The following is a 26,051-nucleotide window of genomic DNA, read 5'->3' as shown; positions in this document are numbered from 1 at the left end:
AGGCGCATGACAACGCGTATTCCTTCTAAAGAGGAAATCCTGAACTGGATTTCCGAAAACCCCGCCCGTACTGCCAAGCGTGATATTGCCCGCGCTTTTGGTATCAAAGGGGCTGCCCGTATTGACCTGAAACGCATCCTGAAAGAACTGGAAGCGGAAGGGCATCTGCGCAAACGCAAAAAGACCTATCGTGAGTCGGATAAGCTGCCGCCTGTTGCGATGCTGAAGGTCGAAGGACCGGATGCGGATGGCGATCTGTTTGCCTATCCTGTCGACTGGCAGGGTGAAGATGCTGCGCCCCGCGTTCTGATGCTGGAAAAGCCTGACACACCCGCATTGGCGAAAGGCGCACGTATTCTGGCACGCCTCCAGGAGACAGAGGGTGAAGATTACGCTTATAACGGCGTGCTTATTCGTCAAATAGGCTCTAATCCGCAGCGAATCCTTGGTATTTACCGCAGTGGCCATGAAGGCGGGCGGATTGTGCCGGTTGAAAAAGGGTCTGACAAAGAATGGAAAGTGCCCGCCGGCGCGACGCTGGATGCAAAAGACGGCGAACTGGTTGAAGCAGAACGCACCGGGCCGAAATCCCGCATGGGCCTGCCTTCCGCGCGTATTGTTGATCGCCTTGGCGATCCGACCGCGCCCAAAGCTGTGTCCCTGATCGCGATCCACCAGCATGGCATTCCTGATGCCTTCCCAGACGAAGTCGTGGCAGAGGCCGATGCTGCAAAACCTGCCCCGCTGGATGGGCGCGAAGATCTGCGCGATATGCCTTTGATCACCATCGATCCCCATGACGCACGTGACCATGATGACGCCTGCTTTGCCCATGCGGATAGTGACGTGGAAAATCCCGGCGGTCACATCGTCTGGGTCGCGATTGCCGATGTAGCGCATTACGTGACGCCCGGATCTGAACTGGATCGTGAAGCCCGCAAACGTGGCAATTCATCTTACTTCCCCGATCGCGTAGTGCCGATGTTGCCGGATCGTTTGTCCGGGGATCTCTGTTCCCTGCATGAAGGGGTGGATCGTGCCTGTATTGCTGTGCGGATGCAGCTTGATGCCGAGGGCAATAAGATCAGCCACCGTTTCACCCGTGCGCTGATGAAATCGCATGCCTCCCTGAACTATCAGGAAGTACAACAGGCGATGGATGGCAATCCGAATGATCGCTGTGCGGAGCTTCTTTCCCCTGTGTTAGAGCCTCTTTACGCCGCCTGGCACGCCACCTTGAAGGCGCGCGATACCCGTCAGCCGCTGGAACTTGATCTGCCGGAACGTAAGATCATTCTGGATGAGGATGGCAAAGTGAAATCGGTTGCTTTTGCCGAACGTCTGGACGCGCATAAGCTGATCGAAGAATTCATGGTGCTGGCCAATGTCGCCGCCGCGGAAGAATTGATTGCCCGCAAGCAGGACCTGCTGTTCCGGGTGCATGAAGAGCCGAACAAAGAGAAACTGGATGCCCTGCGTGAAACGGCCCAGGCCTCGGGCCTGACGCTGGCAAAAGGGCAGGTCCTGAAGACCGCACACCTGAACCGCCTGCTGAATCAGGCGCAGGACACGGATCATGCGGAACTGATCAATATCTCTACTCTGCGATCCATGACACAGGCCTATTATGGGCCGGATAATTTCGGGCATTTTGGCCTGGCCCTGCGGTCATACGCACATTTCACATCCCCCATTCGCCGTTATGCGGATCTGCTGGTGCATCGCGCGCTGATTTCCGGCCATAAATGGGAAGGGGCCGCGGATAAGTTTGACGGGATGTCACCCTTTGATGAAGAAAACCTGCGCGAAACCGGCACGCAGATTTCCGAAACAGAACGGCGTTCCATGACGGCGGAACGTGATACAACCGATCGCTATCTGGCGGCGTTTCTGTCGGAACGTGTGGGCAATGAACTGGAAGGTAAGATTTCCGGCATTGCACGTTTTGGCGCCTTTATCCGGCTTGAGGAAACCGGCGCAGATGCATTGGTGCCGGTGGCGACGATCGGGCAGGAATATTTCCATTTTGATGCCGATGATCAAAGCCTGACCGGTGACAACAGTGGCTTGCGCCTGGGCATTGGTCAGGCTGTGACGGTGCGCCTGGCAGAGGCGATTCCGGTAACCGGCGGTCTGGTTGTCGAATTGCTGGCGCTGAATGGTCAGCCTTTGCCACGTGGACGTGGCGGGCGCGGCAGCCGGTCGTTTTCAAGCAAGCGATCCGGGAAAAAGCCGAAAAGCAAATCCGGCAAGACCCCTGGCACAGCCCCAGCACGTAAAAAAGCACGCAAAGTGGTGCGCAAACGCAAGAAATAGCCGGGATCAGCGCCTGATTCGTCAGGCGCTTTCCCTTTGTGGATGTCCTGGGTACTCTGTCTGAAAAACAGGCAGTAAATCAGGTGAAAAACGTGCGGATTATTAGTTTTATAGCAGGCATGACGCTGGCAGCGCAGGGGGCTTTTGCCGCTGGCGGTGGCAGCAGCGTGACAGAAGTTTCGATAGGTGGAGGCATCATGAGCCAGGAAATGACCCCCATTGAGGTCAGCGCAGGCGGACTTGATCGCTGGGTTCGCGGTTTTGAAAGCCGGGCCCGGGCTGCCGGGATTTCCCAGCGCACGTTCGATGCGGCGTTCCGCAATGTGCGGTATCTGGATGATGTGATTGCGCGGGACCGCAATCAGGCGGAATTTACCAAGCAGATCTGGGAATATCTGGACGGCGCTGTGTCTGAACCGCGCATTCGCAACGGTCAGCGTGCCCTACGCCGTCATGGCAATGTGCTGGAACGGATCGAAGATCATTACCGCGTTGAGAAAGAAATCGTCGCCGCGGTCTGGGGACTGGAAAGCGCCTATGGCGAACGTCGTGGGGAGACGCCGGTGATTTCGGCGCTTGCGACCCTGGCTTATGACGGGCGACGCGGCCGGTTCTTTGAGGCGCAGTTGATCGCCGCGCTTGAGATCATTCAGGCCGGTGATGTGAATGCCCGCAATATGACCGGCAGCTGGGCCGGGGCCATGGGGCATACGCAGTTTATCCCGACGTCGTATTTGGCTTTCGCCCAGGATTTCACCGGCGATGGCAAACGTGATATCTGGTCGAATGATCCGACGGATGCGCTGGCGTCTACCGCGTCCTATCTTGCACGCCATGGCTGGACCTTCGGGCAGCCATGGGGCGTAGAAGTTGTTCTGCCCCAGGGCTTTGATTACAGCCAGACCAGCGAACGCATCAAAAAGACCCCACAGCAATGGGCTGGAATGGGGGTACGTGACATTAGTGGTCAGGCTGTGCCGAATCATGGGCGTGCCTCAATCTTGTTGCCGGGTGGTGCCCAGGGCGCGGCCTTTATGATCTTCGACAATTTCCACGTGATCGAACGTTATAACGCGGCGGATGCTTATGTGATTGGCGTCGGGCATCTGGCGGATCGCCTGGCTGGTGGCCCTGCCATTCAGGCAAGCTGGCCACGTGGCTATGCACCGCTGTCTTTCCGTCAGAAACGCGAATTGCAACGCCGCCTGACGCGGGCTGGCTTTGACACAGATGGGTCAGACGGGATCATCGGGCCAAATACGATCGCCGCGATTCGTGCCTATCAGGAAAGTATTGGTGTGACGCCGGATGGGTTTGCATCACAGGACGTTCTGAGTCGCCTGCGCGGACGCTAAAACCGGCTGTTCGCATTTGCGGGTATTTCGCTGACATTTTGTAACCGCTCCCGACAGTCTCTGGTGCGGTTATTTTGTGGCGAGGTCAGCAGCCACCGGCATCCAGGCATTGTTGGGCGCGTGTCAGGTTTTCGTCGTTTGCGTCAAATTCATGACTGCCACAACTGCTGATCACCAGTTCATACCCACCATCCTCAGAAGGCTGCAGGAACATCAGGCGATCTTTCAGAAGCTGCCTGCGCACCTCAAGATCACCGGTGCAACTGCCGTGTTCATCGCAAATCAGGCTGTACGTGATGACCTGATCAAAATCTTGCTGCGCCCCGTTGGCCCCGATGACTTGTCCGGTCAGATGTCCCTGCCAGTTGTGCAGACGAACGCGTTCGCGGCGGAAGCGGTGCCAGATGAAACTGCCAAAACGGGTCTGTGGGATCTTATATTGCGATGCAATCGACACATCCCCCTGAACCACGATGTAGTTGGACAGATGTTCCTGGCTTAACAAGGGATCCATACCTGTGGCCTGGCAATCCAGCGCAAGCGCCTGGGTGCAGGAGAGAAACCCTGCAGCGGCAGCAGACAACAGAAAACGGTAAGACGGCATTCGTGACTCCGGGGACGGTACCTGGTCAGAATAAAGCCCGCCAAAGCGGCGGGCCAGATCACGAAATGGTCAGGTTGATTCCAGCGATTATCCGCGCAGAACCGTGGCAAATTCGTCAAACAGCGCGACATAAATATCACGTTTGAACGGAACGATATGTTCCACCAAGGCGTCCGGGGTCATCCAGGCCCATTCGGAAAACTCCGGATGGTCTTTCTGGATGTCGACATTGGAATCTTCGCCGTGAAAACGCATCACATACCAACGCTGCTTCTGGCCGCGGTATTTGCCTTTCCAGAGCGTTGGGATCAGATCATGGGGCAATTCATAGGTCAGCCAGTCTGCTGTTTCGGCCTCGATGGTGACCAGATCGCGTGAGACGCCGGTTTCTTCTTCCAGTTCCCGCAATGCGGCTTCGCGCACATCTTCGCCTTTATCAACCCCACCCTGAGGCATCTGCCAGGCGTTGCCGGGGTTATCAATGCGTTTGCCTGCGAAGATCAGGTTATCCTTATTTATAAGGATCACACCTGCATTTTCGCGATAGGGAAGGGTGGAGATTTCTTCAGGGGTCATGTTTGGTCCTGTGGTGGTGCCGGCGGGGATTGCCCGCCGGTCATTGTTTTAGTCGTTGCCGCTAAGTGCGCGCAGACCTGTCAGAAGATCAATCGCATAGGCCAGCTGGTAATCTTCTTCGCGCAGCTGTGCGGCCTCTTCTACTCTGGCGCGTTCTTCTTCCAGAAGGCGACGCTCATCCTCGCTGATGGAATCATTATCAAGGCTGCCGCGCAGATCTGCTTCTGTACGGGAGAACCCCTGGGTTTCTTCCTCAGCTTCGGCGTTTGGATCACGACGCGGTTGTTCCACGACGATATCCGGGGAGACACCCAGCGCCTGAATAGAACGACCGGATGGTGTGTAATAGCGCGCAGTGGTCAGGCGCATGGCCCCATCGCCACGCAGCGGCATGATGGTCTGAACAGAACCTTTGCCGAAACTGCGGGTGCCGACAACAATCGCGCGGCGGTGATCCTGAAGGGCACCAGCGACAATTTCAGAAGCAGATGCAGAACCACCGTTGATCAGAACAACAATGGGCAGGCCTTCGGTCAGATCGCCGTCACGGGCGTTCCAGCGTTCTCCATCTTCCGGGGCACGGCCACGGGTGGATACGATTTCACCGGCATTCAGGAAGGCATCAGACACAGCAATCGCCTGGTTCAGCAGGCCACCGGGGTTGTTGCGCAGATCCAGAACAAAGCCGTTCACATTTTCAATGCCGCCCAGTTCTTCAACCGATTTGGCAAGCCCTTCGGACAGATTGTCATACGTCTGATCGTTGAAAGTGGTCACACGCAGAACCACGGTGGATCCTTCGGTGCGGGTGCGGACGGCTGTCAGCTGAATGGTGTCACGGATGATGGATACGTCAAAAGGTTCATCTACGCCTTCACGTACCACGGTGATCACTGTTTCAGACCCAACAGGCCCGCGCATCAGTTCAACAGCTTCATTCAGGGTCAGGCCCAGCAGGCTTTCACCATCCACATGGGTGATGAAATCACCGGCTTCCATGCCAGCAACATCGGCCGGGGTGCCATCCATGGGCGACACGACTTTGACAAAGCCTTCTTCCTGGGTCACTTCAATACCCAGCCCACCGAATTCACCGCGGGTCTGTTCGCGCATGTCGTCAAAATCAGCAGGCGGCAGGAAGCTCGAGTGCGGATCAAGGGATGTCAGCATGCCGTTGATGGCCGCCTCAATCAGTTCTCCTTCATCGACATCTTCCACATACTGGCTGCGGATGCGTTCAAAGATGTCACCAAACAGATCAAGCTGTTCGTAAACATCGCTTTGCTGTTGCGCTTCCTGCGCCAGCAGCGGGCCGGTTACCTGCGTTGTTGCGATAACCCCTGCGAAAGTTCCGGCAATGGCCGCAAAAATAAATTTCTTCATCAGTTTGTCCTGTATGTCGCCAGACCTGCTGTCGCGGGCCGTCGGATCCCCTGTGTCAGTTTCCACTGCCCGGATCAAACCAGGGCGATGGGTCGGTCGGGCTGTCGCCCTGTCTTAGCTCTATATAAAGCGTTTCAGATCGTTCAGCGCCAGTCCCATCTGTTGAAAACGGCGAAACAGCGCCTAAAGTGGTTTCACCGCTCATCAAACCCAGGGCTGTACCGGGCTGAACAATCTCTCCTGGCTGACTATACACAGCCCCTAGGCCTGCCAGAACCAGGAGATGCTGAGAATCTGGTTCCAGAATGATCACATTTCCGTAGTCAAGCAACGGGCCTGCGTAACGGATTGTGGCAGCGACGGGGCTGGTGACCAGGGCTTCGGGCATTGTGGCAAGGACAATGCCCGGGCGGGTGATGCCTGCAGCGTCCGGTTCATTATAGCCACGTAAAAGTGTGCCATTTACGGGCAGCGCCAATGCGCCGATCAGATCTTCAAGACGGCCATACCCCCCGGAAAGGGAGTTGCCCTCTGGCAGAGAGTTCAGGCCATCAGCAAAAGCACGCAGAGTTTCGCTGTTGTTCAGAAGGGCCTGCATGGCTTCGGGATCCGCACTGAACTGACGCGGCAGGTCAATACGGTCGGCGCGGGCTTCGGACAGGCGGGCACGTGCCGTCTGCACGCCAGCCAGGCCTTCACGTAAGGCATCTGCCGCACCGGTCTGAATGGCTTGCAGCAGGTTCAGCTCGTCTATCTGGCGCTTCAGAGATTCGGCCTGGATCTGCAGCGCAGGGGTAACCTCAGCCAGCATCATTGATGATCGTGCCGTGCCTGCCGGGCCCGAGGGGTGCAGCATCAACAGGGGTGCGGGACTGCGTTCCATGGCTTGCAGCGCGGCCAGCAGGCGTGAAATTTCCAGGCTGCGCGCATCAAAGATCTGGCGCAGGGCCGATTCACGCACTGCCACCTGACGAATGCCCTGGCGCAGGGCAATCAGCCCCTCTTCATAAGCGGCGACAGTTTCGGTCAGGGCCTTCACCCGGTCAGTGGCGTTTTCAGCCTGGATAAGCGCAGTTGCGGCTGTATCCAGTTGCAGGGCGGCGCGCTGTGCGGTGATTTTCGGGTCAGATTGCGCGATGGCCTGCCCGGAAAGGGCAAACAAAGCAGCGCATATAAAACCCCGGATCCACATCAGGAAATCAGGCTTTCGCCGGTCATCTCTTCCGGTTTTTCCAGTTGCATCAGCGTCAGCAGGCTGGGCGCCAGATCGGCCAGGCGCCCGTCGCGCAAATTCACACCATTGCCGGCGTTAAACAGGGTCACCGGCACCGGGTTGGTGGTATGGGCCGTGTGTGGACCACCGGTTTCAGGATCAGTCATCAATTCGCAATTGCCGTGATCTGCGGTGACAATCATCACGCCGCCAACGTCTTCCAGCGCGGCCATAACCTGACCCAGGCCTTCATCAACTGCTTCGCAGGCTTTCATCGCGGCTTTCAAATCGCCGGTGTGACCAACCATATCGGGGTTGGCGTAATTGGTGATGATCAGATCATACCCTTTGTGCACGGCTTCTACGAATTTTTCAGTGACTTCCGGCGCGCTCATCTCTGGTTGTAGATCATATGTGGCAACTTTCGGCGATGCGGGCATGTAGCGGTCTTCACCCGGATAAGGGGTTTCCACGCCGCCGTTCAGGAAGAATGTGACATGCGGGTATTTCTCAGTTTCGGCCAGGCGAAACTGCGTTTTTCCTTGTTTAGACACCCATTCACCCAGGGTATTCACGATATTTCGCTTCGGAAATGCGGTGGTCATATAGGCGCTGTGCCCGTCAGAATATTCCACCATGCCCAGCAGTGCAGCAAAGGCAGGCCGCGTGCCAGTGTCAAAGGCATCAAAGCCAGGTTCACCAATCGCACGCAGGATTTCACGGGCGCGATCTGACCGGAAATTCAGGCAGAAAAACCCGTCGCCACTCTTTGCACCCTTATATCCGCTCAGAATGGTTGCCGGGAAGAATTCATCGGTCACGCCGTCCTGATAGGCTTTGCAGATGACAGATCCGGTATCAGCGGCCTCAGGACCTTCGCCTTTGATCATCGCGTTATAAGCTGTCGCCACACGTTCCCAGCGATTGTCACGATCCATCGCGTAATAACGCCCGGTGACGGTGGCAATTTTTGCGCCCTCCGGCAGGCTGGCGCACAGATCCGCCATATACCCCATGGCAGATTTCGGCGCGACATCACGCCCGTCGGTCACTGCATGGAAGGCCAGGGGCACGCCGGCATCCGTCACAGCTTTGATTGCGGCTTTGATATGGTCGATATGTCCGTGCACGCCGCCGTCAGAGACAAGCCCCATCAGATGCGCCGTGCCGCCGGTTTGTTTCAGCTTTGCGATGAAAGCCTGAAGCGCGTCATTGTCAAAGAAAGACCCGTCTTCAATCGCCAGATCAATCTGCCCCAGATCCATCGCCACAACCCGGCCTGCGCCGATATTGGTGTGCCCGACTTCTGAATTCCCCATCTGCCCTGTCGGCAGACCTGCATCGCGCCCATGCGTCAGCAGTTGCGCATGGGGGTAATCACGCATCAGACGGTCAAAATTGGGGGTGTTCGCCTGGACCGGCGCATTGGCCATGGCATCGCGCGATGCGCCCCATCCATCAAGAATACAAAGGACGACGGGTTTCGGAATGGACATGCGGTGTTCCTGTATAGTTCAGGGAATATTTATGGTGTTTGGAGGCAGGGCGCAACCGGATGTGAAGTTGTGTGCCGGGCACGTCCCGGACATGCTGTGTGACCAGTGATGCTGAGTATCACGAACCACTGTCTCTTCAGTGCAGTTCAAGGTGGAGGCTGGGTTGATTTAGAGTGTGTCGTGAAGGATAGTCCGACTGAAATTTACGGATGAGAAAGACATAGAATTCGACTGGGGCGAGAGATCGATGAGGAATTTGTTGAGATCAAAGATTGCATTTCTATTGGCAGTAGCATGGGTTGTATTCCCCTTATCCACTAGCGCGCAGGATTTTGACCTGGGCGTGGAGGCGTTCAACTCAGGTGAATACAATGTGGCGCTGGAAAACTTTGAACCACTCGCAGAACAGGGGAACAGTCAGGCGCAGGCACTTCTGGGAATAATGTACGAGCAAGGGTTTGGCGTCAGGCAGGATTATGATGCGGCCTTTCGGTTATTCGCGGCGTCTGCTTTACAGGGTGATGTCTTGGGGCGGGACAAGCTTGCTTATATGTACAGAGTGGGGCAGGGCGTTACGCAGAACCTTCCAGAAGCCATCCGCCTGTATCGCCTGGCAGCTGCACAGGGTTGGGTTGATGCAAAGCTTAGTCTGGGTTTTATCTATTACACTGAGCTAGGGGACGAGGGCGATCCGGTTGAATCAGTAAACTGGTTTACGCAAGCCGCTGAACATGGCGGAGCCGATGCGCAAGTCGCTCTAGGGGTGATGTATGCTCGTGGTGATGGCGTTCCGAAAAATTCAACTGAGGCAGTGAGACTTTATCGTCTTGCAGCAGTTCAAGGCTTTCCCATTGCGCAGATGTTACTTGGCTCGATGTATCAGTTTGGTGAGGGCGTCCCTGAGAATCTGGAAAGTACCTATATGTGGTTCACCGTTGCGATGATAAATGGTCAGGATACCTGGCTGGACCTTCGCAGCCGATTGGTAAGCCAATTGACCCCAGCGCAGATCCAGCGGGCTACGGAACGGGTGGAAATCTGCGTCTCTTCAGGATATGAAAACTGTGATTGAGGGGCGCTGGAATCATATCCCTGGCGAGGTCACACCCGGTGATACGGACTTCCAGCCAGGATAGACGCCGCACGGTAAAGCTGTTCTGACAGCATCACGCGGGCCAGCATGTGGGGCCAGACCATTTTGCCGAGGCTGATGGAAAAATCGGCCTTTGCACGTAGGGCAGGGTCAATACCGTCAGCGCCGCCAATGATAAAACACAGATCCTGCGCGCCCTGATCGCGCCAGGTTGCCAGTTTCTGTGCAAAATCAGGGGACGACAGCAATTTCCCGCGTTCATCCATGGTGCAGATCACCGCACCTTTGGGAACACTGCGTTCCAGCAGGGTCGCTTCTGCGCCCATGCCGCCGCCTTTTTTGTCTTCAGCCTCATTCACCGACAGCGGACCAAGCCCATGGGCGCGGCCTGTGCGGTCAAAACGGGTCTGATAGTCGTCAAAAAGCGTGCGCTCCGGTCCGGGGCGCATGCGGCCAATGGCAGAAATCGAAACGCGCATGGATCAGGCGGTGGTATCCGGACCAGCCGTCGGGTCGAGCCACATTTTTTCCAGCTGATAGAACTCACGCACTTCCGGGCGGAAGATATGCACGATGACGTCACCGGCATCGACCAGCACCCAGTCACCAGAGCCTTTGCCTTCAGTCCGGCAGAGACGACCGTATTCCTGCTTCAGGCGATCAGCCAGCTTTTCCGCCATGGATGTCACCTGACGGGACGAACGGCCGGAACAGATCACCATGTAATCAGCAATCGCGGATTTCCCGGCGAGATCGACTTCGACCACGTCTTCGGCTTTGTCTTCGTCAAGTGAGGAAAGGATGCGCGCCAGAAGCGCGTCGCTTGTCAGCGTCTTAGCGTCAGCTTGCGTTGCGGCGGTTTCGTTGGCCGCAGGTACAGATTCAGACAGGGTCTTCACTCCTTGATACACGCCGCAAAAGCCCGGCGCGGGCTCCTCTTAAAGGTAACACCGGTGGGGCGAAAGCTCAATGTGCAAGTGATACACGATTTTTGGCGGGTTTTATGCGGTTTGCGTGGCGTCATGAAAGGCCTGCGCCAATCCCAGCACCTGCGCATCCTGTCCGGTTTTTCCGATCAGCTGCAATCCCATGGGCAGGCCATTGTGGAACCCGGCAGGGATCGAAGCCGCAGGCAGACCAATAAGTGAGGCAGGGATCACCACTTCCATCCAGCGGTGGTAAGTGCCCATGTCACGCCCGGCGATGGTTTTGGGCCAGTCCAGTTCTGCATCAAAAGGGAACATCTGGGCGCTGGGCAAGGCAAGCATGGTGAGGTCGAGCCGGGCCACTTCGCGGAACCAGTCAGACCGGATGACGCCGGCGTGGTGGATGTCCTGCGCCGAATAATTCAGACCTTCCTCAATCTCCCAGATATGGGCGGGCTTCAGATGGGTGCGTTTTTTCGGGTCCGCATAAAGCGGCATCGACGACATGGCGACGGTGTGGCTGCGCAAGATACACCAGGCATCCCAAAGCGATTCCGGGGCGATGGTGGGCGTGTATTCAACAATATTGCCGCCCATCTTGCGCAGTGCCGCCAGGGCAGTCTCGCAGGTTTCCAACACCCCTTCTTCCATTGGATAATAACCGGACCAGTCTCTGATCCATCCAATAGTGATGTTTTCAGGATTAACCTTTTCGAAACCCTGATACCCTGGCAGGCCCAGGGGCTGTTGTGGATCTGGTTGACCAATCACCTTCAACATCAGATCCATATCCCGCGGACTGCGCGCCATCGGGCCATTGGTGGAAAGCCCCTGTGACCAGGAATCCCCTATCGGATCTTTGGCAACCAGCCCGGCAGAGGGACGGAAGCCATAAACATTATTCCAGCCCGCCGGATTGCGCAGACTGCCCATCATATCGGACCCATCGGCAATTGGCAGCATGCCGGTTGCAAGCGCCACAGCGGCCCCGCCACTTGATCCGCCGGCGCTGCGGCTGTGATCGAATGCGTTGCGCGTCACGCCGTAAACCGGGTTGTAGCTGTGACTGCCCAGGCCAAATTCCGGGACATTGGTTTTACCGATGATCAGAACCCCGGCGGCGCGCAGGCGCGAGACCATCAGGCTGTCATTTTCGGAAATGTGGGTTTTGAACAGGGGTGATCCAGATGTGCTGCGCAGCCCCGCGACCTCTTCCAGGTCTTTAATCGCAATCGGCAAACCCCATAAAGGCTGATCCTTGCCCGGGCCTGCAGCCTCCATCGCGTCGGCTTCTGCCAGGATGTCTTCGCGCGGACGAAGGGCGACGATGGCGTTTACATCGGGATTGATTGCTTCGATCCGATCCAGGCAGGCTTCTGCCAACTGACGGACCGAAAGCGTGCCAACACGCAACATCGCCGCCAGATCAGTGGCATCAAGTTCAGTCAATGATAACGGGTCGTTCATCGGGATCGTCTTTCAGAATACGCACTTCGCGTTGCGGGAAGGGCAGATCAATGCCGTGTTCCTTAAAGGCATCCCACAGGGCCAGGTACACATTGCCCCGGATATTGGTCAGCCCGCCGGTCGGATCTTTGATCCAGAAGCGCAGGATGTAATCAACAGAACTGTCACCAAAGCCCACGATGTGACAAACGGGGGCTTTCGCAGACAGAACACGGCTGACAGACGAGGCCGCTTCAATCGCGATCCGGCGCACATCATGGGGATCACAGCCGTAAGAGGTGCCAAAGAAAATATCGAGTCGCACAAGATCATTGGAATGAGACCAGTTGACCACTTGGCCTGTAATCAGGTCCTCATTCGGTATCAGATATTCACGCCCGTCGCGGGTAACGACGGACACATAACGCGCGCCCAGGCTGTCGATCCAGCCAAAGGTATCGCCCAGCGAAATAACATCCCCGGGCTTAATGGACTTATCCAGAAGGATGATCACGCCGGACACAAGGTTCGACACAACTTTCTGCAAACCAAAACCAAGGCCAACACCAATCGCACCGGACAGCACCGCAAGCCCTGTCAGATCAAACCCAACAGCTTTCAACCCGATAAAGAAGGCTGACCCATAAAGAACCATTTGAATGAATTTCACCGCCAGCACTTGCATGGACGGGGAAATATCCTCATTCTCGCGAATGCGGGTGGATGTGGTGCCGGAAATCAGACGGGCACCAAAGAACAGAACGCCGGTGACAATCACAGCCTTCAGGATCGCCAGCAAAGACAGACGGAAATCACCAAATTCAATGGCTGCTTTGTCGAGAACCGCACTGGTCGCCTCAAGGAAGCCGAAATAATACAGCGTCACCCAGATCCAGCCGGCAATACGAATGGTCCGACGCAGGGTCTGGTTGCGGATCAGTTGCACCGCAAGGGCAATCGCAAACCAGGCCGCGCTGATCGTGCCGATGATTGACAGCAAATAGGTGCGCGACGGGAAGGTGTTCAACACTTCGCGCATAAACCATATGGTCATCCAGATCAGCAGAATAAACAGCATCAGATGAATGCGCCGATGCAGGATCAAAAGCCAGCGCAGCTGCCATTTTGGCCGTCCTTCCAGCGTGCGCATCCAGTCATGCAAACGGGGCCCGATCAGGGTGTTGATCATCCAGGCGGTGCAGAACACCCCCACAGCAATCGCCACCTGCCACAGCTGATAAGGCCGCAGCAGACCTTCAACAAACATCTGCAATTGAACAAGGAAGCCCTGAACTTCGGTTGTCAGTTCGGTGGCGGTACTGAATTCATTCTCCATATCCGTACTGTTGCACGGCAAAGCGGGGTGGACAATATCCGGACGCACGTGCTTTCTGCCTTTTCAGGGGGAATTACGAATGTCAGAGACCATCCTTTTCATTCTCGCAGGCTTCGGCGCGGGGATTATGAATGCGATTGCAGGCGGGGGCACCTTCCTGACCTTCCCGGTCCTGGTTTTTGCGGGCATTCCGCCGGTGGCCGCCAATGCAACAAGTGCGGTCGCGGTCTTTCCCGGTTATCTGTCCGCCGCCATGGGTTTTGGCGATGACATCCTGGCCCTGCCGCGTTTTTCGCTGATCAAAGCCTGTATCGCTGGTCTGGCGGGTGGGCTGGTTGGCGGGCTGCTGCTGCTTGTGTCTTCCAATGATGTGTTCTCTATCATTGTGCCTTTCCTTCTGTTTGCAGCTACTCTGGCTTTTGCGTTTCAGAAGCAGATTTCTGCCGCATTGGCCCGGTCTTCCTGGCAGATGACGCCCTGGGGCGTTCCGGGGATTTTCCTTGTTTCGCTGTATGGCGGTTATTTCAACGGTGGCCTCGGGATTGTTCTGCTTGCGCTGTTTGCGCTTTGGGGCTGGGACAATCTGAACGCGATGAACGGGCTGAAAAATGCGCTTAGCTTTGTGATCTCTGCTATTTCCGTCGCGACATTCGCCGTCGCGGGCATCGTGTCCTGGCCTGCCGCGCTGATCATGGGGGCATCTGCCATCGCAGGCGGCTTTGCAGGTGCGCGCATCGCAAAGATCTTGCCGGTTGCGCTGGTGCGTCTGGTGATTATTCTGATCGGCCTGATCATGAGCGCGATTTTCCTTGCGCGCCTCTTTACCTGAAAGGTTTTCCTATGCGCCCGACCCAAAGCCTTGGCCTGATTGCTATTGTTGTTCCCGATTATGACGCGGGTATTGCATTCTACGTGGATAAAATGGGGTTTGATCTGGTGCAGGACGAAGATCAGGGCGAAGGCAAACGCTGGGTCGTTGTGCGCCCGCATGGGGGTGTCGGGTCAGACATTTTGCTGGCGCAGGCCAAAGGCGCAGATCAGGAAGCCGCGATTGGCAATCAGACCGGCGGACGTGTGGGATTCTTCCTGAAAACCAGCGATTTCGCGACTGATCATGCCCGGATGCTGGAAAATGGCGTGACCTTTGAGGAAGATCCGCGCCATGAAATCTACGGCTCTGTCGCGGTTTTCCGAGACCCTTTTGGTAATCGTTGGGATCTGCTGGGGCCTGCGCCTGAGGTCAAATGACCAAATCCTTTTTCTTTGACCTGCCCGATGATGAGGAACGTAGCTTGATTGCGGCACTGGTCGACTATTGTGCCGGGTTGAGTGGAGAGCAGTTCGAACACATGTATATGAGTGCGGGGGAACGCCTTACTATATTGTTTTCCGACTTTGGATTTGCCCGCGAGACAGGTGTCGGATTTGAGGCGCTTGAAAAGAAAGAAGCACGCCATCGCATGATTGCCGCGCGCCCATTTGAGGAATTGCCTTGCCTTGAGGATGCTCTGCATTGCGCATTCTATATGGCAGATCAATATGACATTTCTCCTGATGAACAAGGGGTTTGGCGTAGCAAGGCAGCGTTTTCAACCGAACTGAAGCGCATTCTGAACCGACTCGGGTTGATTGATCGTGATGGTTTCTGGACGGAGTATTCAGTACCTGTTCAACTGCGCGGAGGCTATCTGATTGCGGATGGAGATCGTGGCTGCGAGCAGGGAAATCACTGCGTAGAACGACTCGCGCTTTCCACCATTTCAGATATGCCCGAAGCCGCGAAGAAGCTTCTGGATATGTCAGATTCTTTTTCGCCGGATCATGAACGTTACGGTTGTTACGGCATCTTCGGTGCCATGTGGCGTTTCGGGGGCTGGCCATCCGAAGGCGAACGCTCACGCATCGCAAATTTGGGATGTGATCCGCTCATCACAAAAGTTGTCGACCAGATACTGATCAACCAACACAACAGCTATTCTCATCCTGACCTTGAATGAATCTTTCGTCAGGTGTATGTGGGCTTTATGAAACGCATCTATGACATCGATGACCACGCTTTTTTACCATGGCGCTTTTACGGTCAGTCGCTCTCTGTCAACGCCGACCTATGATGGTTGCGTGCGGCTTTCGCACGCGCATTTGCAGCATTCGCCACATCTGAAAACCAATGATACGGGAGAGGACCAACATGTCCCCCAAAACACTCTATGATAAAATCTGGGATGCGCATATCGCGCATGAAGCGGAAGACGGCACAACACTGCTGTATATCGACCGTCACCTGGTACACGAAGTAACCTCTGCACAGGCGTTTGAAGGTCTGCGTATGACGGGCCGTAAGGTGCATGCGCCGGATAAAACCATCGCGGTTCCGGATCACAACGTGCCGACAACGGCCGGTCGTGAAGACCCATCACAGATGACCGAAGAAAGCCGCATTCAGGTGGCTGCGCTGGATACCAACGCCAAAGAATTTGGTGTGCATTACTATCCTGTGTCTGATGTTCGTCAGGGCATCGTACACATCGTTGGCCCGGAACAGGGCTGGACTCTGCCAGGGATGACTGTTGTTTGTGGCGACAGCCACACAGCGACCCACGGTGCATTTGGTGCGCTGGCCCATGGGATTGGCACGTCTGAAGTAGAACATGTTCTGGCAACCCAGACCCTGATCCAGAAGAAATCCAAGAACATGAAAGTGGAAATCACCGGCAAGCTGAAGCCAGGTGTGACCGCGAAAGACATTACCCTTGCTGTGATCGGTGAAACTGGCACCGGTGGTGGTACCGGCTATGTCATCGAATATACCGGCGAAGCGATCCGTGATCTGTCCATGGAAGGCCGTATGACCGTCTGTAACATGGCGATTGAAGGCGGTGCACGCGCGGGCCTGATCGCACCAGATCAGACTACATATGATTATGTGAACGGTCGTCCACATGCGCCAAAAGGTGCCCAGTGGGAAGCTGCTCTGAACTGGTGGAAGACACTCTTCACCGATGAAGGCGCGCATTTCGACAAGGTCGTCACCCTGAAAGGTGAAGACATCGCACCGGTTGTGACCTGGGGCACATCCCCAGAAGACGTTCTGCCAATTTCCGGCGTGGTTCCACACCCGTCCGATTTTGAAGGCGGCAAGGTTGATGCGGCGGCACGTTCCATCGAATATATGGGCCTGACCGCGGGTCAGAAACTGACCGATATCGAAATCGACACTGTGTTCATCGGGTCTTGCACAAACGGCCGGATCGAAGATCTGCGTGCTGTTGCAGAAGTTGTTGAAGGCAAGAAGATCAAAGACGGTATGCGTGCAATGATCGTGCCGGGTTCCGGCCTTGTGCGTGCGCAGGCGGAAGAAGAAGGTCTGGCAAAGATCTTTGAAGATGCCGGTTTCGAATGGCGTCTGGCCGGATGTTCCATGTGTTTGGCGATGAACCCGGATCAGCTGTCCGAAGGGGAACGCTGCGCGTCTACTTCCAACCGGAACTTTGAAGGCCGTCAGGGTTACAAGGGCCGTACGCACCTTGTATCCCCCGGCATGGCTGCCGCCGCTGCCCTGACCGGTCGTCTGACCGATGTTCGTGAACTGATTTAAGGAACCACAATCATGGAAAAGTTTGAAAAACTGACCGGAATTGCGGCGCCTATGCCGCTGGTGAATATCGACACTGATATGATCATCCCAAAAGTCTTTCTGAAGTCGATCGCACGCACCGGCTTTGGTAAGAACCTGTTTGATGAAATGCGGTTCAACCGTGATGGCAGCGAGATCCCTGATTTCGTGCTGAACAAACCGCAGTATCGCAAGACAGAAATCCTGGTGGCAGGTGACAACTTTGGTTGCGGGTCTTCCCGTGAACATGCGCCTTGGGCTATCGCGGATTTCGGCATCAAATGTGTTGTGTCCACCAGCTTCGCTGACATCTTTTTCAACAACTGCTTTAAGAACGGCATCTTGCCGATTGTTCTGCCGCAGGAACAGGTTGATCTGCTGATGGCGGACGCGGAAAAAGGCGAAAACGCCCGGATGACCGTGGATCTGGAAGCCCAGGAAATCACCACATCTGATGGTGATGTGATTTCCTTCGAAGTTGACGCTTTCAAAAAGCACTGCCTGCTGGAAGGTCTTGATGACATCGGCCTGACCATGGAAAAGAAATCTTCCATTGACGCATTTGAAGCGCAGGCATCACAGGCACGCCCCTGGGTGTGATCTGAATATGAAATTTGAAAAGGCCCGGTGGAAGTGATTCTACCGGGCTTTTTCATTCATCTATCGGTCGCGCCGGGCCAGGTTTTATAAAATTAACCAGCATGTCAGATAATCTGCCTTTAGATTCAGGTATTTATTAATGAATGCTTAACTGGTGCTTGCTGAATCGATTAAAAAGCGTCAAAAACAAGATAGTTATTTTGTTCTGTTGTTACCAGTATTTGTGCGAATCCGGCGAACTTAACGTTTTCTTTCTCCGGGCCGATAACAGGGTAAATTAAATTGATTACACAATTTGCAGGCGCAATGACCAGGGCGGTCGCAGTGATGTTGTTAATCGCAACTCCTACGCTTATTTTGCCTGGGCAAAGTCAGGAAACGGCACAGATCGTGACACTGATTGCTTTGTTTTCTGCAGTTTTGATCATGACCGAATATGCGTCGGTATATCCCAGCCTTGTCGAATTCCGTGATGCCCCGCCATTCAACCGTGTCCGGTTTATGTCGCTGTTTCTGACGGTTCTCTTATGTTCCATCGTGGTGCGTGGGCAGTTTGAAACAACCTCTCTGACTGGATTTATGACAGCAATTGGCGCGTTGACCGGATATGCGATGGACTTCCCCTGGAGCCCTGTACGCCTTGTGACAGAGATGTTCCCGGAAGACAGCGATGCGTCCAGCCTGTTCCTGATCCGGACGCTGACGGGCCTGGCTTATCTGATTTCTCTGCTGTCCCTTGCGGTGTTCGCCATTCTGATGCGCCTGCAGGGCTGGCCCGCGCGCGATCGCGTTTTTAATGTCTGGGTGAACCTGCCGACATTTGATCCAACCGCGGGCGGTGATGTTGTGTCCCGTCTGATCCGGGATGCGCGTGTTAACATTTCATTAGGGTTTATCCTGCCATTCTTGATCCCGATGACGATGAAATCTGCGGCCATACTGTTTGACCCGGCTGCGCTGTCGTCTTCGCAAACCCTGATCTGGATGGTGGCCATATGGGCGTTTCTTCCGGCAAGTCTGTTTATGCGCGGCATGGCAATGGCCCGTATCGCCGAAATGATCCGCGAACAGCGCCGCCTGTCTTACGAACGCGCTGTCGAATCCGGTTACGTGCCTGCCTGATCTTTCTTCTTCTGCTGGCCTCCCCGGCGGCGGCAGATGAAACATTCCGCATCGCAAGCTTCAATGTTGGCCTTGATCGCGAAGGGCCTGGACTGTTGTATCGTGATATTCTGCGTGGGGAAGACACACAGATCGCGGCGATCATTGATGTGATAACTGCCGTTTCCCCGGATATTCTTGTCTTGCAGAAGTTTGATTTTGATCACGACTTTCTGGCGCTCAAGGCCTTCGCTGCGCAGTTAAAACAAGACGGGCCGGATTATCCCCATTTCTTCGCGACACTCCCCAATTCCGGGATGTTCACTGGCCTCGATATGGATGGTGATGGTTATCTGGGGGATCCTTCCGATGCACAGGGCTTCGGGGTTTTTACAGGCAGTGGGGGGCTGGCCATTCTCTCGCGTTTCCCCATCGCGCAAGCAGATGTGAAAGATTTTTCCAATTTCCTCTGGCGGGATCTGCCTGGGGCTATACCACCGCATACCGATGCAGGCGTATTTCCCTCTGATGCTGCATTCGCCATTCAACGCCTTTCCACCACCTCCCATCTCGACGTGCCGGTACTGCTGCCGGATGGTGGCAGATTGCTGCTGTGGACGATGTATGCGACGCCGCCGGTGTTTGACGGGACCGAAGATCGCAACGGTCGCCGCAATCATGATGAAACACTGTTCTGGCTAAAATATGCAAATGGCGAACTGCCCTGGCAGCCGGATGATTTCCCCTTTGTCCTGCTGGGCGGGCTGAACCTGGATCCGGTTGATGGGGCAGGGCGCAGCGATGCCCTGTTGCGCCTGGTGTCTGATCCCCGCGTTCAGGATGTGCAGCCCACAAGCAACGCAGGTCGTCTGGTCAGTGAACAACAGGGCGGCGTCAATAACACCCATCGCGGGGATCCGGCGCTTGATACCGCAGACTGGCCGGATCAGCCCGGTCGTCCTGGAAACATGCGGGTTGATTATGTTCTGCCTTCCGCCGATCTGAACGTGATAAACAGCGGCGTTCACTGGCCATCTGATGGCAGTGCCGATGCAGCTTCGACCCATCGTCTTGTCTGGGTGGATATCGCTTTTTGAACGCTGTTTCTTGACCCTTCGCGGCACAAAAGGTACTCGGGTGCAACGAAGTTTCAAACGATCGGATACCCCAATGAGCAATCCCTCTGTTCTTATTCTTCCCGGTGATGGCATCGGTCAGGAAGTCATGGCTGAAGTGCGCAAAATCATTACCTGGTTTGGCGATAAACGCGGCCTGAATTTTGATGTGTCAGAGGATCTTGTCGGCGGTGCGGCCTATGACAAACATGGTGTGCCTCTGGCCGATGAAACCATGGCGAAAGCCCAGGAAGCAGACGCTGTTCTGCTGGGTGCTGTGGGTGGTCCGAAATACGATGATCTGGATTTTTCTGTAAAACCTGAACGCGGCCTGCTGCGCCTGCGTAAGGAAATGGATCTGTATTCCAACCTGCGCCCGGCTCAGTGTTTTGACGCGCTGGCGGATTTTTCCTCCCTGAAGAAAGAACTGGTTGCTGGTCTTGATATCATGATCGTTCGCGAACTGACCTCTGGTGTGTATTTCGGTGAACCACGCGGAATCTTCGAAGAAGGTAATGAACGTGTGGGCATCAACACACAGCGTTACACCGAATCCGAGATCGAACGCGCAGCCCGTTCCGCGTTTGAACTGGCGATGCGCCGCAACAAAAAACTCTGTTCCATGGAAAAAGCCAATGTCATGGAAAGCGGCATTTTGTGGCGCGAAGTGGTGACTGAAGTTGCGAAGGATTATCCCGAAGTCGAACTGTCCCACATGTATGCCGACAACGGCGCGATGCAGCTGGTCCGTGCGCCAAAGCAGTTTGACGTCATCCTGACCGACAACCTGTTTGGTGACATCCTGTCCGATTGCGCTGCGATGCTGACCGGCTCTCTCGGTATGCTGCCATCCGCATCCCTCGGTGCGCCAATGGAAAATGGTCGCCCCAAAGCACTGTACGAACCGGTACACGGTTCGGCACCAGACATCACCGGTCAGGGCAAAGCCAACCCATGCGCCTGTATCCTCAGCTTTGCCATGGCTCTGCGTTACAGCTTTGACCAGGGTGATGAAGCAACACGTCTGGAACAGGCTGTTGAAAAAGTGCTGGCAGATGGCGTGCGCACAGGTGACCTGATGCAGTCAGATGGTGGAACACCTGTTTCCACGTCTGAAATGGGCGATGCCGTGGTCGCCGCACTGGAAGCCAGCCTGTAATTCAGGCGCCCTGACGAACCAATCTCAAAGCCCGGGCAAATTGTCCGGGCTTTTTTGTGTCGATCAGGTTAGGTCTCCTTTGGGGAATGGGGGCATGGATCATGATCAAATCGCACCAATCGTCATCTGTAGTTCGTGCAGCCCGTTGTATTGTCGGGCAGCGGCCTGGCAATGGCTGCGCCAGGCTTGCTGGTCTGTGAATTTTCCGGTGATCAGGTCGGGTTTACATAATTTGCACATCCGCCTCCTCTGGCCGACTTCTTGCACGTTCGGCGCCTCCAGGGGGGCAGCCCGGGCCAGGCATAAGATCTTACGAACTCAGACGCTGCTGTATCCCGGATTGTTCCGCCATCTCTGATGTATCGCCCCACTGACCTGACATATGGTCGGTTTCATGTGGATCGATCTGAAACGCAGAGGTGTTTTCTGCCAACGTGTTGATCGCATAACTCAGGTTTTGTGTGGCTGCATTGCTTTCTTCGAACATGGCGGCGTTTTCCTGGGTGACCTGATCCAGCTGATTGATGGCGGTGTTGATCTCTTTCAGGGTGGTCGATTGTTCCCGGGAAGAACTTGAAATTTCTTCAACACGTTCGCTGATTGTAATGATCAGATTCTCGACCTCTGAAATACTGATGTTCGCATTGCCCACCAGTTCTACACCGCTTTTGACTTCATCCGCGGAGGCTGAAATCAGTTCTGCGATTTCCTGGGCTGCGTCTGAAGATCGCTGCGCCAGGGCCCGTACTTCTGCGGCGACCACAGCAAATCCCAGGCCAGCTTCACCTGCGCGGGCCGCTTCGACACCGGCATTCAGCGCCAGTAAGTTGGTCTGGAAAGAAATTTCGTCAATCACGCCGATAATCCGAGAGATCTTTGATGAACTTTCTGAGATTTTTTCCATGGCCTGGCGGGTTTCATTCATCACGCCGGCACTTTTCTGGGCAGATGATTTCGTGTCCATGGACATCTGTTTGGCTGCTTCTGCAAGTTCCGTCGCGGACAGCACAGATGCGGTGAGTTCATCAACGGCAGCCGCAGTTTCCTCAAGGGCCGCAGCTTGTTTTTCGGTGCGTGTCGCAAGATTGGCGGAGGCAGAGGAAATTTGTGTCACATCTCCGCGGATGGATGATGTATTTTCAACAATGGCCTTCATGGCGGAAAGCAGGGCAGAGGTTGCCGCATTGAAATCCTGCCGGATGCGTTCAAACTCGTGGGGGAAGGCGTCAGACATATCAATGCACAAATCGCCACTGGACAGCTTTTGCAGAGAGTGCGCGATCGTTTCAACGACCCGTACCCGCTGCGTAATATCCGTCGCAAACTTCACCACTTTATAGGGATTGCCCGACGCGTCAAAGATCGGGTTATAGGTGGCCTGTATCCAGATTGGTTTACCAGACCGGGTGAGACGCATAAATTCCCCACCCATGAATTTACCCTGTTTCAGGTCGGCCCAGAACGTTTTGTATTCGTCTGAGTTTCCATAGTCGGGGTCAACAAACATACGGTGGTGCTGGCCCTGGATTTCATCCAGCTGATAGCCAAGCGCATCCAGGAAATTCTGATTTGCCGTCAGAATATGTCCTTCCAGATCAAATTCAATCACGGCCTGCGATTTCGAAATGGCAGAAAGCTGCCCCTGTGCATCTGCGGAAAATGTTTTTTCAGCGGTAATATCAGCAGCGAATTTTACGATTTTCAGAACATTCCCATGCAAATCGGTAATTGGGTTATAACTGGCCTGAAGCCAGACTTCCCGCCCGCCCTGTGCCTTGCGCCGGAATTCACCGGCTTTGAATTCCCCCCGGGCAAGGTCTTTCCAGAAAGACGCATATTCGGCGCTGGCGGCGTCTTCCGACATGACGAACATCGAATGATGTTTCCCGATGATTTCATCGCAGGAATATCCCATCGCCTGTTCAAAGTTCAGGTTTGCGTTCAATATCTTACCCTCAGGCGAAAATTCAATAACCGCCTGCGATCTGGAAATTGCGTTAAGTTGCCCTGTCGCGCCTTGTTCGGCCATCCGGGATGCGGTGACATCCGTTGCAAATTTTACGATTTTGACAACTTCGCCTTCCGTGTTCAGGATCGGATTATATGATGCTTCGATCCAGATCGGGGCGCCGTTTTTACGCACTCTTTCAAATGTATCACTGCACAAAGTTCCATTCCGCAGTTCTGCCCAGAAGGTTGCATATTCGGGTGAATCCGCCGTTTCCGGGCGTACGAATATCCGGTGATGTTCCCCTTTGACCTCTTCCAGAGAATATCCCATGGCCTGCAGAAAATTATCATTGGCATCCAGGACATTTCCATTCAGATCAAACCAGATGATCGCCTGTGCCTTATTAAGTGCCGCGATCAGTGCCGAATTTTCCAGGATGGCGTCCTGATTACCTGTACCTGAATTAAACCGAAAAAAACCCATGCGCCGTATCCTTTTGCGTCGTCGTGGCACAGGTCTAATAGAAAAGACTTAAGCAAAGGTAAGTTGGATTTGAAATGTTGGTTTGTGCGGGAAAGCAAAGCTGAAACGTACAGGGTTGATTGGTGAAATATATGTGCAAAGAAACAGAAGCCGGCCCCGCTGTTATATTGATTTAGCCTTAATTTAGCCTGAGTTTTCATGTTTTTGACGCGTGTTTAGAAACTTTTAAATTTTGTGGGGACAAAATGAAATCTTTTGCTCTTGTATCTACCTTTGTAATTTGTGCGGCCACTTCGGCCACTGCGTTTGAACTGAAGGGCGTTGACCTCAGTCTTGGCGCGCAAAACCTTGACATTCCATTCGGCGGCCCAACACTGAACGGGTCTCTGATGGGTGTTGGCGGGCGTTTTGGGGTGACTGAAAACCTCAGTTTCGAGGCGCGCTATCAGCAGGTAAACTTCGACAGTCTGGTGCCTGATGATTTCGACATGTACCAGATTGACCTGAGCGCGGCTTATGCCATCGGTGGTGGCTTCTCTGCAGGTGTCTTCTTTGACATGGGCGAACTGAGCTTTGGTTCGGACGGGATCGATTATCGCCTGTATGGTCTGGAAGGCATGTATGAAAACGGGCCGCTTTCTGTGTCGGCCTATATTGGTCAGGGTAAAGCGGATATCGCGGGTGCACCCTTCGATCCAACAAGCGACATTTATGGGCTTTCTGTTGGTTATGAATTTGCCAATGGCATAGACATTGGTGCGTTCTACAATCGTGAAAGCATTGATGACTTCGGGGATGACAGCGACGAGAAGGGCATTCACGCGGGTTACGACCTGAGCAATGCTCTGAATGTGCCGGTCTATGTGACCGCCTCTTACAGCAGCATTGATCTGGACGGCGATAGTGTCGATCGCATGACACTGGGGCTGACCTATACCTTCGGAGGAAAACCGGCAAATTCACGTGTGGGCCTGACACGCCATGGTGTGAATCCGAACCTGTTCAGCGGGCTGCCGCTCTTTGGTGGACCGGTCTGATTTTCTGTATTCAGGCTGAGGACAGACAGCAGGTCGCGCAAGAGATTGCGCGGCCTTTTTTATACCCGCTCTTTTCTGTGCCTGCATTTCCCGTTAAAGACAGTCGAAGAGCAGGAGCAGCGCCATGAGCATGAACACTTTCGGACATCTTTTTCGTGTGACCACCTGGGGTGAAAGCCACGGGCCGGCGCTGGGTGCGACTGTGGATGGCTGCCCGCCGAACGTGCCTGTGGATGAAGCTTTTATTCAGCAGTTCCTTGATAAACGCCGCCCGGGTCAGAACAAAAACATGACCCAGCGCAATGAACCGGATCAGGTGCATATTCTGTCCGGTGTGTTTGAGGGCAAGACAACCGGTACTTCCATTCAGCTGATGATCGAAAACACCGATCAGCGCAGCAAAGATTACGGCGACATCGCCAATACCTTCCGTCCGGGTCATGCGGACATCACCTATCACCAGAAATACGGCAATCGCGATTATCGTGGTGGTGGGCGCTCGTCCGCGCGTGAAACCGCTGCGCGGGTTGCGGCCGGCGGGCTTGCCCGTGCTGTTCTGAACCATCTGCTGCCTGAGGTGAAGATCGTCGGTTACATGACCGCCATGGGCGCGATGGAACTGGACCGTTCAAAGATCGATTTGGGCGCGATTGAAGGCAATGATTTCTGGCTGCCGGATGCGGAAGCCGCCCCAGCCTGGGAAGATTACCTGCAGAAGATCCGTAAGGAACATAACTCTGTTGGCGCAACGGTTGAAGTCATCGCGCAAAACCTGCCTGCGGGCCTTGGCGCACCGATTTACGCCAAGTTAGACACTGATCTGGCCGCTGCGATGATGTCGATCAACGCTGTGAAAGGTGTTGAGATCGGCGAAGGCATGGCGGCATCCCGTCTGACCGGCACCGACAATGCGGATGAAATCTTCATGGGTGAAAATGGCCCGGAATATTCCTCAAACCATGCCGGTGGCATCCTGGGTGGCATTTCCACCGGGCAGGATGTGGTTGTGCGGTTTGCGGTTAAACCAACGTCGTCTATCCTGACCCCGCGCCAGTCCATCCGCAAAGACGGCACCCCGATTGAGGTCGTCACCAAAGGCCGTCATGATCCCTGCGTCGGCGTGCGTGCTGTGCCTGTGGGCGAAGCGATGATGGCCTGCGTTGTGCTGGACCATCTGTTGTTGCACCGTGGACAGGTGGGCGAAAACCAGGGTACTATTGGCTGATTTTCCGGCCACCCTGGCCTGTT

Annotated in this window: 24 protein-coding genes; 13 read left to right on the top strand and 11 right to left on the bottom strand. The window is 54.9% G+C overall.

The window, feature by feature from the left end:
- Positions 1 to 6 precede the first annotated feature (6 nt).
- Both rnr and H1D41_RS09655 read left to right on the top strand, forming a co-directional pair.
- Positions 7 to 2,316 (top strand): ribonuclease R, encoded by a 2,310-nt coding sequence (gene rnr, locus H1D41_RS09660; protein ID WP_228848708.1) that lies wholly within the window; start codon positions 7 to 9, stop codon positions 2,314 to 2,316.
- 98 nt (positions 2,317 to 2,414) lie between these two features.
- Positions 2,415 to 3,671, top strand: a complete 1,257-nt coding sequence (locus H1D41_RS09655; protein ID WP_394355404.1) for a lytic murein transglycosylase — start codon at positions 2,415 to 2,417, stop codon at positions 3,669 to 3,671.
- Between the two features lie 85 nt (positions 3,672 to 3,756).
- On the opposite strand, the gene H1D41_RS09650 is transcribed toward H1D41_RS09655, so the two are convergent.
- The 5 genes from H1D41_RS09650 to gpmI all read right to left on the bottom strand — a co-directional run bounded on the left by H1D41_RS09650 (position 3,757) and on the right by gpmI (position 8,943).
- Positions 3,757 to 4,275 carry a hypothetical protein gene (locus tag H1D41_RS09650; RefSeq protein ID WP_228848706.1) on the bottom strand — a complete coding sequence of 173 codons (519 nt, stop codon included), beginning with the start codon at positions 4,273 to 4,275 and terminating at the stop codon, positions 3,757 to 3,759.
- Positions 4,276 to 4,362: 87 nt separating this feature from the next.
- Positions 4,363 to 4,851 (bottom strand): RNA pyrophosphohydrolase, encoded by a 489-nt coding sequence (locus H1D41_RS09645; protein WP_228848705.1) that lies wholly within the window; start codon positions 4,849 to 4,851, stop codon positions 4,363 to 4,365.
- Positions 4,852 to 4,899: 48 nt separating this feature from the next.
- Positions 4,900 to 6,234, bottom strand: a complete 1,335-nt coding sequence (locus tag H1D41_RS09640) for a S41 family peptidase (RefSeq protein WP_228848704.1) — start codon at positions 6,232 to 6,234, stop codon at positions 4,900 to 4,902.
- Between the two features lie 55 nt (positions 6,235 to 6,289).
- Entirely contained in the window at positions 6,290 to 7,426 is a 1,137-nt protein-coding gene (locus H1D41_RS09635; protein ID WP_394355402.1) for a murein hydrolase activator EnvC family protein, read from the bottom strand.
- A complete protein-coding gene (gene gpmI, locus H1D41_RS09630) occupies positions 7,426 to 8,943 on the bottom strand; it encodes a 2,3-bisphosphoglycerate-independent phosphoglycerate mutase (protein WP_228848702.1) in 1,518 nt (505 codons plus the stop codon). Before gpmI ends, H1D41_RS09635 begins: the two co-directional genes overlap by 1 nt.
- A gap of 259 nt (positions 8,944 to 9,202) precedes the next feature.
- On the opposite strand from gpmI, the gene H1D41_RS09625 reads away from it, so the two are divergent.
- The gene (locus H1D41_RS09625; RefSeq protein ID WP_228848701.1) at positions 9,203 to 10,015 is read left to right on the top strand and encodes a tetratricopeptide repeat protein; all 813 of its coding nucleotides are present in this window, start codon (positions 9,203 to 9,205) and stop codon (positions 10,013 to 10,015) included.
- A 29-nt stretch (positions 10,016 to 10,044) separates the two neighbouring features.
- Here the strand turns inward: H1D41_RS09625 and rlmH are convergent, their stop codons facing one another.
- The 4 genes from rlmH to H1D41_RS09605 form a co-directional block, all read right to left on the bottom strand.
- The gene (gene rlmH / locus H1D41_RS09620) at positions 10,045 to 10,515 is read right to left on the bottom strand and encodes a 23S rRNA (pseudouridine(1915)-N(3))-methyltransferase RlmH (protein ID WP_228848700.1); all 471 of its coding nucleotides are present in this window, start codon (positions 10,513 to 10,515) and stop codon (positions 10,045 to 10,047) included.
- A gap of 3 nt (positions 10,516 to 10,518) precedes the next feature.
- On the bottom strand, positions 10,519 to 10,866 hold the full coding sequence (rsfS, locus tag H1D41_RS09615; RefSeq protein ID WP_107497929.1) for a ribosome silencing factor: 348 nt from the start codon (positions 10,864 to 10,866) through the stop codon (positions 10,519 to 10,521).
- Between the two features lie 171 nt (positions 10,867 to 11,037).
- Entirely contained in the window at positions 11,038 to 12,429 is a 1,392-nt protein-coding gene (locus H1D41_RS09610) for an amidase (RefSeq protein ID WP_228848699.1), read from the bottom strand.
- Positions 12,404 to 13,744, bottom strand: coding sequence for a mechanosensitive ion channel family protein (locus H1D41_RS09605; protein ID WP_228848698.1), 1,341 nt, complete (start codon positions 13,742 to 13,744; stop codon positions 12,404 to 12,406). Before H1D41_RS09605 ends, H1D41_RS09610 begins: the two co-directional genes overlap by 26 nt.
- A 79-nt stretch (positions 13,745 to 13,823) precedes the next feature.
- On the opposite strand from H1D41_RS09605, the gene H1D41_RS09600 reads away from it, so the two are divergent.
- From H1D41_RS09600 to leuB, 8 genes are all read left to right on the top strand, one after another.
- Positions 13,824 to 14,573, top strand: coding sequence for a sulfite exporter TauE/SafE family protein (locus H1D41_RS09600; protein WP_228848697.1), 750 nt, complete (start codon positions 13,824 to 13,826; stop codon positions 14,571 to 14,573).
- Between the two features lie 11 nt (positions 14,574 to 14,584).
- The gene (locus tag H1D41_RS09595) at positions 14,585 to 14,992 is read left to right on the top strand and encodes a VOC family protein (RefSeq protein ID WP_228848696.1); all 408 of its coding nucleotides are present in this window, start codon (positions 14,585 to 14,587) and stop codon (positions 14,990 to 14,992) included.
- A complete protein-coding gene (locus H1D41_RS09590; protein WP_228848695.1) occupies positions 14,989 to 15,741 on the top strand; it encodes a hypothetical protein in 753 nt (250 codons plus the stop codon). The genes H1D41_RS09595 and H1D41_RS09590 overlap by 4 nt, the downstream gene beginning before the upstream one ends.
- A 191-nt stretch (positions 15,742 to 15,932) precedes the next feature.
- Positions 15,933 to 17,339, top strand: a complete 1,407-nt coding sequence (gene leuC / locus H1D41_RS09585) for a 3-isopropylmalate dehydratase large subunit (RefSeq protein WP_228848694.1) — start codon at positions 15,933 to 15,935, stop codon at positions 17,337 to 17,339.
- 12 nt (positions 17,340 to 17,351) lie between these two features.
- Positions 17,352 to 17,957: a 3-isopropylmalate dehydratase small subunit gene (gene leuD, locus H1D41_RS09580; protein WP_107497851.1), complete on the top strand. Its 606-nt coding sequence runs from the start codon at positions 17,352 to 17,354 to the stop codon at positions 17,955 to 17,957.
- 390 nt (positions 17,958 to 18,347) lie between these two features.
- Positions 18,348 to 19,079: a hypothetical protein gene (locus tag H1D41_RS09575; RefSeq protein ID WP_324250272.1), complete on the top strand. Its 732-nt coding sequence runs from the start codon at positions 18,348 to 18,350 to the stop codon at positions 19,077 to 19,079.
- Positions 19,058 to 20,155 (top strand): endonuclease/exonuclease/phosphatase family protein, encoded by a 1,098-nt coding sequence (locus H1D41_RS09570; RefSeq protein ID WP_324250274.1) that lies wholly within the window; start codon positions 19,058 to 19,060, stop codon positions 20,153 to 20,155. Before H1D41_RS09575 ends, H1D41_RS09570 begins: the two co-directional genes overlap by 22 nt.
- Before the next feature lie 73 nt (positions 20,156 to 20,228).
- Positions 20,229 to 21,332, top strand: a complete 1,104-nt coding sequence (gene leuB / locus H1D41_RS09565) for a 3-isopropylmalate dehydrogenase (protein WP_228848691.1) — start codon at positions 20,229 to 20,231, stop codon at positions 21,330 to 21,332.
- Positions 21,333 to 21,437: 105 nt separating this feature from the next.
- Here leuB and H1D41_RS18310 read toward each other — a convergent pair whose 3' ends face one another.
- Positions 21,438 to 21,572: a hypothetical protein gene (locus tag H1D41_RS18310; protein ID WP_267473651.1), complete on the bottom strand. Its 135-nt coding sequence runs from the start codon at positions 21,570 to 21,572 to the stop codon at positions 21,438 to 21,440.
- Between the two features lie 70 nt (positions 21,573 to 21,642).
- Positions 21,643 to 23,766: a methyl-accepting chemotaxis protein gene (locus H1D41_RS09560; protein WP_228848690.1), complete on the bottom strand. Its 2,124-nt coding sequence runs from the start codon at positions 23,764 to 23,766 to the stop codon at positions 21,643 to 21,645.
- Positions 23,767 to 24,011: 245 nt separating this feature from the next.
- Between H1D41_RS09560 and H1D41_RS09555 the strand changes: the two genes are divergently transcribed.
- Positions 24,012 to 24,803, top strand: a complete 792-nt coding sequence (locus tag H1D41_RS09555; protein ID WP_228848689.1) for a porin — start codon at positions 24,012 to 24,014, stop codon at positions 24,801 to 24,803.
- Positions 24,804 to 24,927: 124 nt separating this feature from the next.
- Positions 24,928 to 26,028, top strand: a complete 1,101-nt coding sequence (aroC, locus tag H1D41_RS09550; RefSeq protein ID WP_228848688.1) for a chorismate synthase — start codon at positions 24,928 to 24,930, stop codon at positions 26,026 to 26,028.
- Positions 26,029 to 26,051: the final 23 nt, after the last annotated feature.

Origin of the sequence: Halocynthiibacter styelae (assembly GCF_016123485.1) — a bacterium.
Taxonomy (GTDB): domain Bacteria; phylum Pseudomonadota; class Alphaproteobacteria; order Rhodobacterales; family Rhodobacteraceae; genus Halocynthiibacter; species Halocynthiibacter styelae.
The sequence above is the reverse complement of the archived record's forward strand: the minus strand, read 5'-3'. Positions and strand labels throughout refer to the sequence as shown.

What these genes read in the sequence shown, in the direction of transcription:
- H1D41_RS09635 (WP_394355402.1), bottom strand. Translation starts at nt 7,426, where the DNA reads ATGTGGATCCGGGGTTTTATATGCGCTGCTTTGTTTGCCCTTTCCGGG.
- H1D41_RS09595 (WP_228848696.1), top strand. Translation starts at nt 14,585, where the DNA reads ATGCGCCCGACCCAAAGCCTTGGCCTGATTGCTATTGTTGTTCCCGAT.
- H1D41_RS18310 (WP_267473651.1), bottom strand. Translation starts at nt 21,572, where the DNA reads ATGTGCAAATTATGTAAACCCGACCTGATCACCGGAAAATTCACAGAC.
- H1D41_RS09645 (WP_228848705.1), bottom strand. Translation starts at nt 4,851, where the DNA reads ATGACCCCTGAAGAAATCTCCACCCTTCCCTATCGCGAAAATGCAGGT.
- H1D41_RS09555 (WP_228848689.1), top strand. Translation starts at nt 24,012, where the DNA reads ATGAAATCTTTTGCTCTTGTATCTACCTTTGTAATTTGTGCGGCCACT.
- H1D41_RS09650 (WP_228848706.1), bottom strand. Translation starts at nt 4,275, where the DNA reads ATGCCGTCTTACCGTTTTCTGTTGTCTGCTGCCGCTGCAGGGTTTCTC.
- gpmI (WP_228848702.1), bottom strand. Translation starts at nt 8,943, where the DNA reads ATGTCCATTCCGAAACCCGTCGTCCTTTGTATTCTTGATGGATGGGGC.
- H1D41_RS09640 (WP_228848704.1), bottom strand. Translation starts at nt 6,234, where the DNA reads ATGAAGAAATTTATTTTTGCGGCCATTGCCGGAACTTTCGCAGGGGTT.
- rnr (WP_228848708.1), top strand. Translation starts at nt 7, where the DNA reads ATGACAACGCGTATTCCTTCTAAAGAGGAAATCCTGAACTGGATTTCC.
- leuC (WP_228848694.1), top strand. Translation starts at nt 15,933, where the DNA reads ATGTCCCCCAAAACACTCTATGATAAAATCTGGGATGCGCATATCGCG.
- H1D41_RS09605 (WP_228848698.1), bottom strand. Translation starts at nt 13,744, where the DNA reads ATGGAGAATGAATTCAGTACCGCCACCGAACTGACAACCGAAGTTCAG.
- leuB (WP_228848691.1), top strand. Translation starts at nt 20,229, where the DNA reads ATGAGCAATCCCTCTGTTCTTATTCTTCCCGGTGATGGCATCGGTCAG.
- H1D41_RS09560 (WP_228848690.1), bottom strand. Translation starts at nt 23,766, where the DNA reads ATGGGTTTTTTTCGGTTTAATTCAGGTACAGGTAATCAGGACGCCATC.
- leuD (WP_107497851.1), top strand. Translation starts at nt 17,352, where the DNA reads ATGGAAAAGTTTGAAAAACTGACCGGAATTGCGGCGCCTATGCCGCTG.
- H1D41_RS09600 (WP_228848697.1), top strand. Translation starts at nt 13,824, where the DNA reads ATGTCAGAGACCATCCTTTTCATTCTCGCAGGCTTCGGCGCGGGGATT.
- H1D41_RS09590 (WP_228848695.1), top strand. Translation starts at nt 14,989, where the DNA reads ATGACCAAATCCTTTTTCTTTGACCTGCCCGATGATGAGGAACGTAGC.
- H1D41_RS09610 (WP_228848699.1), bottom strand. Translation starts at nt 12,429, where the DNA reads ATGAACGACCCGTTATCATTGACTGAACTTGATGCCACTGATCTGGCG.
- aroC (WP_228848688.1), top strand. Translation starts at nt 24,928, where the DNA reads ATGAGCATGAACACTTTCGGACATCTTTTTCGTGTGACCACCTGGGGT.
- rlmH (WP_228848700.1), bottom strand. Translation starts at nt 10,515, where the DNA reads ATGCGCGTTTCGATTTCTGCCATTGGCCGCATGCGCCCCGGACCGGAG.